We start from the raw sequence: 13,344 nt of genomic DNA, 5'->3' as shown, positions 1-13,344 counted from the left end.
CCTACTAAGCAACACTGTTCAAATAGTCGTCAAAACACTGCTAGCAAAATACCAGCAGTACTTGTTAGAGGGTTACAAGCCTTGGCTGTATTGGGCGTTTGTTGCCACTGTAACCATACTACTAAGCTGTTGTTGCGCTTGCTCATCCCCTTGCAGAAATGCCTCAAACTGAGTGACCAACACCGTTTTGTCTAACTCAGCTTTCGAGCCGGCGCCTATGTTGGTTAAGTCGATAAAAAACTCGTCAAACTGGCCTGCTAGATCATTCACAATATCAAAGTTCAAGAATTGCTCGTGGTTGTAAATGCTTGGGTAACCGCCCTTTTGTTTGTCTACCGCAAACGACACACCTTTCACATTAGTAATAGTGGTAGCCTTAGTACACTTAAGCATGCAGCCATCTTCAATCGCAGGCTTATTACAGCCTACGGTTTGTTGGAAGAAACACTGGCGGCTAGTCATCATCAAAATAGGGTGATAAATGCTGTAGAGCAATTTGAAGTTATCGGGCTTGGTAATATTTCTAATTTGCATGCGATTAATTTCGTTAGAAATAAACGCACCAGCACAATTAAGCTCTTCTTTTAAAGTGACTAAAGCGTGTGAATTGGTGGTATTTAAGAATGGTCCAGCTATCCACTCAATGCCCATTTGGTAAGCTTTAAAAGCCACACCGGTATTGTTACTTACAATGCGTGTTGGGCGAACTTCTTCCAGTAAACGCACCGCTTCTAGATAATCTTTACCAATTAACACTGCTGGGAACCACGGGATTAAACGCGGATTACGCAAGAAAATATCAATGTACTTATTATTGCCAGTTTTAAAGCTTTCTGGCAGCTTAAAATAGACATCTGATTCGGTTAAATCACATAGGTGTAAGTCTTTTTCATCTGCAATAAGCAGCGACATGCTTGGCCTACCTTCTGTGCGAAGATGCTTAGGCAAGGCTGGCACCTCTACCGCTGGCACATGGGGCACAGAATTGTTTAAGGCCAATATAGCTTGGTTTTTCAGCTCACTAATTTGCTTAAGCGGCAAACTTAAGTTGGCTGCTAAACCTGTGCAATCAAACTCAGCGTAATAATAATCTCGGTTAGCGAAGTTCTTAAAACGCTTTTCAAGCAGGGCTTGGTCTAAAGATTGTTTACCGGCTTGGCTAAGCAATTCTTCAGTCGCCAATTGATACACTTTATCGTTATCACCAACAGTGAGAATTAAACGCAAGGGTTGGTTTAACTCACCAGAAAACTGAACCTTTAAAGGCTGCTTGGCAATGCTCAAATACTTAACTTTTTCGGCCAGCTCATCACCAATTTCGTTGCGCTCTGCGTGCAGCCCTTTCCTGGCTTCTTTAATTTCTACCACTGATATAGCGTTATATTTTTGCACCGCATGCTGCACACTGTTATCACGCGGGTTATCGATAAACATATCCTTGGTAAGGTTGCCCTTTAAGAAGGAGTTCGTGAAATCTCGGTTAAATACTCGGTATAGGTTTGAATCGTCGGCTAGAATTTTTCCGGTCTCAACAAACTTGTCGATATGTTTACGCCAGCTATCTACCACGGTGTAAACATAGTGAGCACCTTTAATGCGGCCCTCAATTTTTAGAGAGTCTACTTGTGCATCCACCAGCTCTGGCAAATCAAAATAAGCAGAATTGTCTTTGAGGTTAAGTGGGAAGCGATTACCAGCATTGGTGATTTCGTATTCGTCTCTGCATGCTTGGCTACAACGGCCGCGGTTACCTGAGTTACCCACACTTACCGAGCTTGAGTAACACTGACCAGAAAAGGCGATACACAACGAGCCATGTACAAACACTTCGGTTAATACATCATGTTTATGCGCTAGAGCCGTTAATGTTTTTATCTCAGCTAAATTTAGCTCGCGTGACAGGTTAAGCCTAGAAGCGCCAAGCTTTGCCAAAAACTCTACCTGCCCTTCGTTGTGGGTAGTGAGCTGGGTAGAAGCATGAATATCTAAGCTTGGGAAATGCTTCTTAACTAAGTTAAACATGCCCAAGTCTTGCACAATAATCCCATTAAGGCTGGTATTTACCAGTTTGTTAAGCAACTTAACCATGGCAGGAATTTCTTGTTCAAGAATGACCACGTTTAGGGTTAGAAACACCTCACAATCATACTTATGCGCCAAGCGTAAAATGCCATTCAAATCATCAAAAGAAAGGTTTGAGGCACGGTTACGGGCATTAAAGGTATCTAAACCACAATACACCGCATTGGCACCAGCAATTACCGCCGCCTTTATGGCTTCTACATCACCACCGGGGGCAAGTAATTCAATCTTTCTACTCATGTTTCAAACTCACTTTACTTGGGCTAATAGCCTAATCTTGAATTGCGCGGGATTTTAACGGCAACAGAACACTATTGCTACAGTTAACTAACCTCATCGAGCAGTACTTTCTAAAATAAGCCAACTTGGCAAGTGGCAGCTAAACAACTGCTAGAAACAGCAACTGCTAGTTTGCTGTTTCCCCCGACAAATTTGTAATAACAACCTAAACTATAATTAGACCCCACAGCATAGAGTGGGCGCTAAGTAGCAAATGACCGATTGCTCGAACAATCAGGACTAAAGCTTATGGCTAATACCAACTCACTCCCTAGCAAAAAATCCACGGGCACCTGGCAAGTAGTGGTGGCAGTTATCATCTTTGTTACCAGCCTGATAGCTGCGCTCTACTGGGGCTACAAAGACATTCACTTTTTGGTAGTGAATCCCGAGTTATCAGATAAAGGCAGCGACATTTTCCTAAAATACCTATTTATTGTGGTTGCGGTAGAGCGCGCTGCTGCAGTATTTGTAAGTAATTACCGAAATCGAAAAGTAGCCGATTGGACCTTAAGAATATCCAGAATTAAAGAAACCCTATCCGATGAAAGCCAACACTTAAACGTGCTAAAAATGGTGTTTGAACGAGAGATCCAAGTCGCACAAAAAGTGTTAGATAAACAAATGGTTGATTTGCTTATCCCACCAGAAGATACCGCCGATGAATACCGAGCCGCGCTATTGTGCATTAAACACAGCTATGAGTTTTCGCTGGCTAGGCATCAATCAACATGCAACCGAGACGTGACCTTTTTTGTGTTTATCTCGGGTATTGTGCTGGCATCACTAGGGCTTAGCATTCTTAGCGATGTAATGATGAACCTAACTGAAATATCCGGCTTACACGGCCACCTAATACGAATTGCCGACGTACTCATTACCGGAGGTCTTTTGGGAGGTGGAAGCGCCGGACTTAACTTTGCGTCGACTCGATTTGCTGAGCTGATGAAAAAAAATTGATGAAGAAGCGCTGATTAATGGTCGCAACAATTGCTTTCTTTCTCGCTTACATGGCCTTTTTTAAAGCAACTGAACTATTGTTTTTGGTATGACTAACAATTAGTGAGCTAAACACTGTTAATAGCCAGCGCTTTACCGTATGTTGAAGAAAAACGGCTACGCAGCGAGATGATTAGTGAAAAAATATAAACATGAAGCTCAGTTACTAAAAAAAGCCTTACAAATTGGTGAGGTATATGCACTGCAACGCGGTTTTGCCAAGTTTCCACCAGGCATATCAGAGAAAGACAAAGTAGAAGCCTTATACATGTTGTTAGCCGAAGACAAACGGCTAACACCGTTACCTAAAGACAAAATCACCGGCCCAGAAATGCGCCACAAACTGGTACTGTGGTTAGCCAACCAACTGCCTAAAGACCACGAATTGTTAGATGGTTAGCAATAAGATCATTCACAAAAAAGCAGCACCGAGTGCTGCTTTTTAAGTACCAGTTCCCCCCATCTTTAAAGCATAGGTATTAGAACTAACTCGCACGTGTAGAACTCAGTAGCGATTCACGTTGAATAGACTAGTTATTGAATACTTTATCAACTGAAGCAGAAGACATTGACGCCAAAAAAGCACTGTATTCAAGTGCAAATGTCACTTTTTCCCCTACTGTTAGCGACGCATTTGGGGCTTCAACAATGAGATGGTCACTACACGAGGAAACCACCCTTATGCCATCAGGTGACTTAAGCCCTGTAACACAAACATCTTGTCGCCCTAAGGCTAGAATGGCTTGAGCAACAGCTCCTCTATCTTTAACGTACTCTTTTTCGCCAAAGGCATTTATACCTCGCTCTCCCCAAGGAAAAGTGGGCTTAACCTTCGCCTCTATCACCTCTGCGCTTAGGGTAATCGCATCAGTATATAACCCTTTTATAGGCGCTTGCTCGGCTGGCACACAGCCTAAGAAAATGGCTTCGCCAAGGCGCAGATTGTTGATGCGAGTTCGCTCTACATTGTCCAAAGCCCAGTTAATTGATGCTGAATTCCCCCCGGAAATTACATCAAGCTTGATCCCTAAATCGCTCTCAGCTTCATCCACAAGTTCAGATAGCAGTTTCATTTTTTCGTCATCGGGTGCGATCCCATAACGACAGGCTAAGTTTGTTCCAATCCCTCTAATCGTAATATTGGGTAACGATACAACTTTACGCATAAAATTGATGACTCGCTCCGGCATAACCCCTTCTCTTAAATCGCCCAGTTCAACCATAATAATGATCCCGTGGTTTAAATTTAGGTGGGAGGCTGCTTGGGAAAGCTTCTCAATAACCTTAATTTCTGAGTTGAGGCTAATATCGCAGTATTTTACAACATGAGCAGCCTGGCTAAGCATGGGGGTGCGAATCAGCATTTTGGGAATGCTAATCCCCGAGTCTGCCATCCTTTTGATATTTTCAACTCTAGAATCGGCAAACATCTTTGCCCCAGCATCGATCAAAATCTTCGCAATTACAGGGTGTCCTAAGCACACTTTAGTAACTGGGGTAACTGAAATGTTTTTCTTCGCCAGCTGGTTAATCAGCAGCTGAGCATTATGATGTATTTTGTAACAATCAATGTTTAACCTTGGGTAACTCACTCGCTGTCGGCCAGTTTTTGAGCTAATAGCGGGTAAGCCATTAACACCATTTCCACCAGCTTCTGCTTAGGCTGAGTAAGAGGATCAGTAACCAGCAGGTCAAATTCCTTGGTGCAAGCGGTGATTTCTGACTCCATTTCTTCACTAGACATTCCCTCATGATTCAATGAAATGCCTATAACAGAGGTGTTTGCAAAGGTTTCTATGAGATTTATTTCAGATGAAATAGAAGGTACTGGCATAGAGGAAAAATCTACGCGATACAAACGCTTAGGCGCATGCTGCAAGATAATTCCTGTAGGGCAGCTGCCACGTAAAATGAAAGAGCTGGTCGAAAATGCCGGATGGCTCAAAGCGCCTTGCCCCTCAATAATAATGATATCTGGGCTTTCTTTTTGGTAAGCCTTAAGTACCACCGCTTCTAACTCTCCAGCGCAAAACTGCGACGGAACTGCATCTAAAGCCACGCAGTAAGCTGCACCTTGCATGATGCCAGTTTGCCCCGTTGCAATCATCACCACATTAAGGCCTTTATTCCTCAGCTCTTCTGCCAGTATTGTTGCTGTAGTACGCTTTCCCAATGCGCAATCGGTTCCCATTATCGCTACTCTTGGGCAGCTAACATCATGTATCTTGCCACTAAATGTGTGCAAATCTTCTTGCTTTTTGGGTTTGCGAATATCGAGAATATGAACGTTATTGGCAATGCTTGCGTTCTTGAAGATGGGATCATCATTTAAAAACTCATGCAGACCATTAACAATATTCATGTTCAGCGACATAGCGTCTAAAATGATTGCTTTCTCTGCGTCAGATAAAAAGCCACTTGACGGCGCTATACCAAAAATAAAGTAGTCAGGAATAGTTTCTGCGTGATTCAGTGCCTCGATAATATCACTGACTATTGGAATACCATTTGGCTTGTTGTCGAGCATTTCGCCAGAATCTAAGCCCGCAGAATGGCTATCAATAACCGACAGTATTCGGTAGTTTTGCGAGTGCCGGACTAAGCCATTTGCAGTTTTTCCATCGGTTTTTCCAAAGTTTCCTTCACAAAACACAATGGCCGAAGGTACCAAGGGAGTTAAGCATTCGTAGAGCGGAGCAACTGCTGCGTAATCCATCGAGTCTGCGCCAATGTTTAATTCTTCAGTACTGTTAAATTGAGATGTATTTGGAAAATTTACTGTTGAGTTGGACATAACTAAAGCCTTGTTTATAAGGCTTAGAAGGGCGACTAAGGAGTGCCGAGATGTTAGTTCGGAAAAGAAAAGAAGTCCCTACTAAGCGGTAGGGAGAAAAAACATACTAACATACTTCAGGCTTCAAGCGGGGGATAATTTAAACCATGACCTTGAGGTGAAGATGTAGCTATCTCGCCTCCCCGATAAGGTCCAGACGAAATAGGCTGTGCGCTCACTATAGTAGAAAAAAACAAATACCCAATAGGCCTTTATTTATTCACCCAATGTTCTGCAATTTGCTCTCTGGTGGCATACCAAACACCTTCAAACTGCTGGGTATATTGAATAAAACGTTGTAACGCAGCAAACCTTGCTGGGCGGCCTATTATGCGGCAGTGCAAGCCAATGCTAAGCATTTTGGGCGTGGTTTCTCCTTCAAAATACAACACATCAAAGGCATCTTTTAAATATTGGTAAAACTGCTCGCCGCTGTTAAAACCCTGTGGGGTAGCAAAGCGCATGTCGTTGGTGTCTAGGGTATAGGGCACCATTAACAAGGGTTTGCTGTAGTTGTTGTCCCAATAAGGTAAGTCGTCGGCGTAGCTATCAGCGCAATAGAGAATATCGTCACGTTCGGCAATTAACTTTAGGGTATGCGGGCTGGTGCGGCCGGTATACCAGCCTTTAGGTTTGCTTCCAGTAATTTGTTGATGAATCTCGATGGCTTGCTCTATATGTTCTCGCTCTTGCTGCTCGCTAAAGTCTTGATAATGAATCCACCTTAAACCATGGCTGGCAATTTCCCAGTTGGCATCTAACATAGCTTTTACCGCTTCTGGATTGCGCTGCAGGGCCATAGCAACGGCAAACACGGTTACTGGGATCCCTTGGCTCACAAACAAACGATGCAAGCGCCAAAAACCCGCTCGGCTACCATACTCGTATATGGATTCCATACTCATATGGCGATCAGGATATGCTTCTGCCCCAACAATTTCCGATAAAAATTTCTCGGAATGACTATCACCATGTAATACGCAGTTTTCGCCCCCCTCTTCATAATTAACCACAAATTGCAGGGCAACTTTGGCTTTGTTTGGCCAGTTTGCTTTGGGCGGGTGTTGGCCGTAACCGACTAAATCTCGAGGGTAGTTTTTGTTGCTCATAGTTTTCCTTAGTTCACCAATTGAATGGCTAATTGGTGATGCTGTAATTTTAGTTGTTCTAGCTGGGCGCGGGTTTCATCGGCGTCTTCAATAATCCACTTACCCGCTACCATCAGTTTGCTCACTTGGCTTGCACCACATAAAATCAAAGCGGCTAATGGGTCGTGAGCACCCGAAAAATTAAGGCCATCTAGCTTATACAAACCAATGTCTGCCTGCTTACCTGGCGCCAAAACGCCAATATCATTACGCCCCAATACCGCAGCGCTGCCTTGTGTTGCCCAATTAAGCACTTGCTGGTGAGTGATTTGATCGGCGCGATAACGCAAGCGCTGCTGCATTAATGAATGGCGTAACTCTTGAATCATATTAGAGCTATCGTTAGAGGCTGAGCCATCTACCGCCATGCCTAGCTTACAACCGGCTTTGGCTAAGTCTAAAGTTGGGCAAATCCCCGATGCCAATACCATGTTAGACGTTGGGCAATGTGCTATTCCAACTTGTGCAGCACCTAAACGTTGAATTTCAGTTTTGTCGAAATGAATGCCATGCGCTAACCACGTTTGTGGTCCTAGCCACCCGCAATGCTCCAAATAGTCTACCGGTCGCATGCCTAGCGTTCTCAAACAAAAGTCGTTTTCATCAATGGTTTCACCAAGGTGAGTATGCAGTCGTACACCTTGCTCTTTGGCTAAAGTAGCGGTGTCGCACATTAGCGATTCGGTCACCGAAAAAGGTGAGCATGGCGCAAGCGCCAAGTTAAGCATGCTGCCTTCTTCAGCATTGTGATAGCGCTTAATTAAACGCAGGCTATCATCAAGAATTTGCTGCTCGGTTTGCACCACAGAGTCTGGCGGCAAGCCGCCGTCTTTTTGTGACAAACTCATACTGCCGCGGGTTAAGGTTGCCCGCACTCCCAAGCGCCCTACTACCTCGGCTTGAATATCTATCGCCTCGCTTAAGGCATGATTAAATACATAGTGATGATCGGCCACCGTTGTCGCGCCGCTCAACATTAGCTCCCAACAAGCAATCTCTGTAGCAACCTCGATGTGCTTAGCAGTAAGGCCAGCCCATACTGGGTAAAGCGTTTGTAACCAAGGAAATAGCGGCTGATTAATTGCAGCCGGTAAGCAGCGCGTAAGGGTTTGATAAAAGTGGTGATGAGTATTAATTAAGCCAGGCAGCAACACCATATCACTGGCGTCGAGCTGTTGGTCTACTGCCGCAACCGGCTGCTGCCCTGCTGCAATACATTCAATTATTTGGCTTCCTTGAATCACAATGCCACCACGCAAATCGCGCTCAGCATCGGGGCCGCTGATAGCTCCGCTAAAAACGGCTAAAGGATTTTTAATCCAAAGTGTTTGGCTTGCTGGTAGAGCTAAACCAGTTTGAGCTTGATTAGAGAGTGGCGACATTACTTAGTGCTTGTCCTGTTAGCGTAGTAACAAAAGCATAAGCAAAAATCTGACCAAGCACTCAGCTTTTTGCTTTAGCTTTTTAAGCCAATCCCGCGAATAACTATATCAATCACGTTTTGTTCGGCTTTGGCAAACTCTTCTGCACTTAAGGTTTTACCGTTAATCATTCTAATTTCGGTATCAAAATCGGCGTAAAATTGAGTAGCACCCCAAATCAAAAACAATAGATATAAAGGCTCTATTGCTGCAATTTTTCCTTGGTCTACCCAAGCTTGAATCAAGCTACACTTGTTTTTAGTCCAATCTACAACAGGAAATTGTAAGTTTCCCTTTAGGTTAGGAGCACCTTGGATAATTTCCATAGCAAAGATCCGAGAGCTTTTAGGGTGGCTGCGGCTGTAACGCATTTTAGAGCGAATATAAGCACTAATTGCTTGCTCGGGGTCATCGTTAGCGGTGGTATTTTCAAAGGCATCGTTCCACATATCTACAATATCTTCGAGCAAGGTTTTGTATAGGCCTTGTTTGGATTTAAAGTAATACAGGATGTTAGCCTTGGGCAACTCGGCTCTATCGGCAATGGCTTGTAAGGAAGTGCCTTGGTAACCGTGTTTCACAAATTCATTGGTTGCCGCTTTAAGAATAAGCCGTTCATTCTTTTTTCTAATTGCGCCACTTTGACCTGCCGTAGCTTTAGCCATGCTAACCCACTCTCCCTGTTGAACTTTAATGCTGAAACTTTATACCAAAGTATTATTAATGATTAATTTATAAATCACTAGCACTAAGTTTGCTTTACTAAAAATAGCGATAAACGCACCATAACGCGCCAAAACTTGCCATACTTCGCACCATCAAAGCACAACAAAAAACCAACAATTGCAACTTATTAGCTACAGCGCTTAACTTGAACAGTTGGTCAGATTTATGCAGTAAGACCAGCCAAGCGGATAGAATGCATAAATGAATGGACGCAAAATGAAACCAGAGCAAAGCTTGTTGTCGTTATGGCGAGTGACAAAACGCTACCCAGGCGTAATAGCCAACGACAAAGTAAGCCTAGACTTAGCCGAAGGAGAAATCTTGGCGCTACTAGGTGAAAATGGCGCAGGGAAATCCACCCTGGTCAAAATGATTTACGGAGTGATTCAGCCCGACGAAGGCGGCCTACTATGGAAAGGGAAAGAGCAATTAATACGCTCGCCTAACATGGCCAGAGCCATGGGCATTGGCATGGTATTTCAGCATTTCTCGGTATTTGAAACTCTCACCGTGCAAGAGAACATAGCGTTAAGCTTAGATGCTGGTGTAGTTAAAGATGCCGCAGCGCTACGAGAAAAAATCATTGAGCTAAGCAATGCCTACGAGCTAAAGGTTGAACCCGACCGTTACGTGCATAACCTAAGCATTGGTGAACGCCAACGGCTTGAAATTTTGCGCTGCTTAATACAAGACGTAAAACTACTGATTTTAGATGAGCCCACTTCGGTACTCACCCCGCAAGAAGTGGCCGGTTTGTTTAAAGTATTACGCACCTTGGCTAGCCAAGGCTGCAGTATTTTGTTTATTAGCCACAAGCTAAAAGAAGTCACCGAGCTGTGTGATCGCGCAGTTATATTACGTGGCGGTAAAGTGAGTGGAGAATGTATTCCTTCACAAGAAACGCCAGAATCAATTGCTGGCATGATGGTAGGTAGCGACACCCAACTATCGGAACGCTACCAAAAACGCATTGGCTCAGACGAGTTAATGGTAGTGAGTAATTTAAGCGTGCCACCCACCAATCCCTTCGGCACAGGCCTAAATAAGGTGAACTTAAGTCTGCATCGCGGCGAAATTTTGGGCATTGCCGGGGTTGCTGGTAATGGTCAAGAAGATTTACTTGAAGCACTTAGCGGCGAAGATACTCGCGCGGCAGCCGACAGCATTTTAATTGGTAAACGCAAAGTGGGTAAATTACATGCTGGCGAGCGCCGCTTGCTAGGTATGAGCTATGTACCCACCGACCGTTTAGGCCAAGGGGCGGTGCCAGAGATGAGTTTGGCCGACAATACCTTGCTTACCAGCGCGCGCAAAGGCTTGGTAAGCAAAGGGCTAATTTTGCCGCACAAAGTGGTGGAACTCGCCAAAACGATTATTCATCGAAATGACGTTAAATGTCATAACGCCCACGCCCAAGCTAAGAGCTTGTCGGGCGGCAACCTACAAAAATTTATTATTGGTAGAGAAGTAGACCAAAATCCAGAAATTTTGATTTGTGCTCACCCCACCTGGGGCGTAGACATTGGCGCAGCCAGCGCAATTCATCGCCAACTGATTGAACTTCGCGATAAAGGTGCTGCTATTTTGGTGGTGTCTGAGGATATCGATGAACTGTTTATGATCTCCGATCGCATTGCCGCCTTATATGAGGGGCAACTTTCTGAGGCGGTGCATACCGAGCAAACCAATATCGAAGAAATTGGCAAATGGATTGCCGGTGGATTTGTCCACAATGAAAGCGAGCAAGGAGGTCAAGCGTATGCTTAAAACTCAAGCCCGTTTAGAGTCTTCAAAGTTAATGTCTTGGCTCTCTCCACTCATCGCTATTGTTCTCACCATGTTGGTGTCTAGCGTGATGTTTTGGGCCCTAGATATAAACCCAGCCACCGCCTTTAAAGTGTTTATCATCGACCCGCTTAGTGATAGCTACAACCTAGGCGAGTTAATGGTGAAAACCACTCCGTTACTGCTTTGTGCCACAGGTTTAGCCTTGTGTTACAAAGCCAATATTTGGAACATTGGCGCAGAGGGCCAGTTGCTGGTTGGCGCATTGGTGGGCAGCTATTTTGCGCTGCAAGCCAATGAGCAAAGTGGCTATGGGTGGTTACTGGTTACCCTCGCTGCTGGGGCATTAGCTGGCATGCTTTGGGTGGCCATCCCCACGCTGCTGCATCAGCTATTTCATACCAACCTTATTCTTACCACCATCATGCTCAACTACATTGGCTTGTATTTGCTGCTGTGGGGCGTGCATGGTCCCTTAATTGACCCAGACGGATTTGGTTTCCCAGAGTCAGCCATTTTTGCCGACAGTGTATTGCTGCCTACCATAATGGAGGATGGTCGCGCCTCCATTAGTATTCTCTTGGCAGTGGTATTTGCTATTGGCTCTGGGATCATTTTGTATCGCACCTTACCTGGTTTTCAGCTGCGAGTATTTGGCTCCGACCAACCTGCTGCACGTTACGCAGGTTACAGCAGCAAGTTTATTGTGTGGAGCGTAATGCTAAGCGCCGGCGCACTGGCAGGTTTTGCTGGTGTGGCAGAAGTGACAGGCCCAATTGGTCAGCTCATCCCACAAGTCTCTCCAGGTTATGGTTACGCCGCCATTATTGTGGCCTATCTTGGCAGGCTAAATCCTTTTGGCATTATTTTCGCCGCATTCTTCATGGGTACTTTATACATGGGCAGCGATTTAGCCCAAATAGAACTAGGTATGCCCACTGCCATCACTGGATTATTCCAGGGTGTATTGCTGTTTTTCTTACTCGCTTGTGACTTTCTCATTCATTACAAAATAGTCTGGCAGCCCAGCGCGGGCGTAGCGCAACCCTCTTCATCTAGTGCTAAGCAAGGAGCTGCATAATGGACATGGAACTACTGCAACAAATATTGGTAGCAGCAATTAAAACCGGAACACCCTTGTTATTAGTAGCGCTAGGCGAGCTAATTTGTGAAAAATCAGGCGTACTGAACTTAGGCCAAGAAGGCATGATGTTAATGGGCGCCATGGCAGGCTTTGCCGGTGCCTACTTTACTGGCAACTTAGCCTTAGGTTTATTGCTAGCGGTGATTGCAGGCATGTTAATGGCAGGCATATTTGGGCTACTCTCGTTAAACCTTAATACCAACCAAGTGGCAACTGGCCTAGCACTAACCATTTTTGGCACCGGCTTAAGTGCTTTCTTAGGTGCAAGCTTGGTTGGCTCTACAATTAACGGCTTTAAGGCGATTTCAATTCCTTTGTTAAGTGATATTCCGATGCTTGGGGCTTTGCTATTTCAGCATGACATTTTGGTTTATGGCAGTTTTGCTTTAGTGGCAGTAACTTGGTGGGTTGTGAATAAAACCCGCGCAGGCTTAACCTTGCGCGCCGTTGGCGAGAACCCCTATTCGGCTAATGCTCTTGGCATTAAGGTAATAAAAGTTCGTTATATTGCGGTGCTGTTTGGCGGCGCAATGGCAGGTTTAGCTGGCGCTTATATGTCGCTTTCTTATACCCCAATGTGGATGGAAAACATGACTGCCGGCCGCGGCTGGATTGCGTTATCGTTAGTGGTGTTTGCCTCATGGCGTGTAGGTTATTTAATGGTAGGCGCTTACCTGTTTGGAGCAGCCTCTATTTTGCACTTAGTGATGCAAGGCATAGGCTTTACCATATCGCCTAACTTGCTAGCAATGATGCCTTACGTGGCAACTATTGTGGTAATGGTTATGATTAGTGCCAACCCAATTCGCCAGAAACTAGCTGCTCCAATGAGCCTAGCGAAACCCTTTGACGCTCGCCGTCATTAATAAGCAGGCCAAATTATTGAAGCAAATACTTCAAGCTAGCCAGCAAACTAACGTATTATGC

At 44.8% G+C, this 13,344-nt stretch carries 11 protein-coding genes; 5 read left to right on the top strand and 6 right to left on the bottom strand.

What is annotated here, in order from left to right; all coding sequences use genetic code 11:
* Positions 1–72 precede the first annotated feature (72 nt).
* Positions 73–2,322 (bottom strand): peptidase U32 family protein, encoded by a 2,250-nt coding sequence (locus LQZ07_RS10745; protein ID WP_152782201.1) that lies wholly within the window; start codon positions 2,320–2,322, stop codon positions 73–75.
* Positions 2,323–2,610: 288 nt separating this feature from the next.
* Between LQZ07_RS10745 and LQZ07_RS10740 the strand changes: the two genes are divergently transcribed.
* Both LQZ07_RS10740 and LQZ07_RS10735 read left to right on the top strand, forming a co-directional pair.
* Positions 2,611–3,321, top strand: coding sequence for a hypothetical protein (locus LQZ07_RS10740; protein ID WP_152782199.1), 711 nt, complete (start codon positions 2,611–2,613; stop codon positions 3,319–3,321).
* 175 nt (positions 3,322–3,496) lie between these two features.
* Positions 3,497–3,760 carry a DUF5062 family protein gene (locus LQZ07_RS10735; protein ID WP_016400603.1) on the top strand — a complete coding sequence of 88 codons (264 nt, stop codon included), beginning with the start codon at positions 3,497–3,499 and terminating at the stop codon, positions 3,758–3,760.
* A gap of 130 nt (positions 3,761–3,890) precedes the next feature.
* Here the strand turns inward: LQZ07_RS10735 and LQZ07_RS10730 are convergent, their stop codons facing one another.
* From LQZ07_RS10730 to LQZ07_RS10710, 5 genes are all read right to left on the bottom strand, one after another.
* A complete protein-coding gene (locus LQZ07_RS10730) occupies positions 3,891–4,952 on the bottom strand; it encodes an alanine/ornithine racemase family PLP-dependent enzyme (protein WP_249483638.1) in 1,062 nt (353 codons plus the stop codon).
* Positions 4,949–6,154: a DUF1611 domain-containing protein gene (locus tag LQZ07_RS10725; protein ID WP_152782198.1), complete on the bottom strand. Its 1,206-nt coding sequence runs from the start codon at positions 6,152–6,154 to the stop codon at positions 4,949–4,951. The genes LQZ07_RS10730 and LQZ07_RS10725 overlap by 4 nt, the downstream gene beginning before the upstream one ends.
* 251 nt (positions 6,155–6,405) lie before the next feature.
* A complete protein-coding gene (puuE, locus tag LQZ07_RS10720; protein ID WP_152782196.1) occupies positions 6,406–7,302 on the bottom strand; it encodes an allantoinase PuuE in 897 nt (298 codons plus the stop codon).
* A gap of 8 nt (positions 7,303–7,310) precedes the next feature.
* The gene (locus LQZ07_RS10715) at positions 7,311–8,723 is read right to left on the bottom strand and encodes an 8-oxoguanine deaminase (RefSeq protein ID WP_152782194.1); all 1,413 of its coding nucleotides are present in this window, start codon (positions 8,721–8,723) and stop codon (positions 7,311–7,313) included.
* 74 nt (positions 8,724–8,797) lie between these two features.
* Positions 8,798–9,427 (bottom strand): TetR/AcrR family transcriptional regulator, encoded by a 630-nt coding sequence (locus LQZ07_RS10710; protein WP_016400609.1) that lies wholly within the window; start codon positions 9,425–9,427, stop codon positions 8,798–8,800.
* A 262-nt stretch (positions 9,428–9,689) separates the two neighbouring features.
* Here LQZ07_RS10710 and LQZ07_RS10705 point away from each other — a divergent pair, with 262 nt between their 5' ends.
* From LQZ07_RS10705 to LQZ07_RS10695, 3 genes are read left to right on the top strand one after another with little or no spacing between them, the layout of a single operon-like run.
* Positions 9,690–11,255, top strand: a complete 1,566-nt coding sequence (locus LQZ07_RS10705) for an ABC transporter ATP-binding protein (protein ID WP_227981346.1) — start codon at positions 9,690–9,692, stop codon at positions 11,253–11,255.
* Entirely contained in the window at positions 11,248–12,354 is a 1,107-nt protein-coding gene (locus LQZ07_RS10700; RefSeq protein ID WP_152782192.1) for an ABC transporter permease, read from the top strand. The genes LQZ07_RS10705 and LQZ07_RS10700 overlap by 8 nt, the downstream gene beginning before the upstream one ends.
* Positions 12,354–13,283, top strand: coding sequence for an ABC transporter permease (locus LQZ07_RS10695; protein ID WP_152782190.1), 930 nt, complete (start codon positions 12,354–12,356; stop codon positions 13,281–13,283). The genes LQZ07_RS10700 and LQZ07_RS10695 overlap by 1 nt, the downstream gene beginning before the upstream one ends.
* Positions 13,284–13,344: the final 61 nt, after the last annotated feature.

Origin of the sequence: Agarivorans sp. B2Z047, assembly GCF_023373605.1 — a bacterium.
Taxonomy (GTDB): Bacteria; Pseudomonadota; Gammaproteobacteria; order Enterobacterales; family Celerinatantimonadaceae; genus Agarivorans; species Agarivorans albus.
This window is presented reverse-complemented; position numbering and strand designations above follow the sequence as displayed.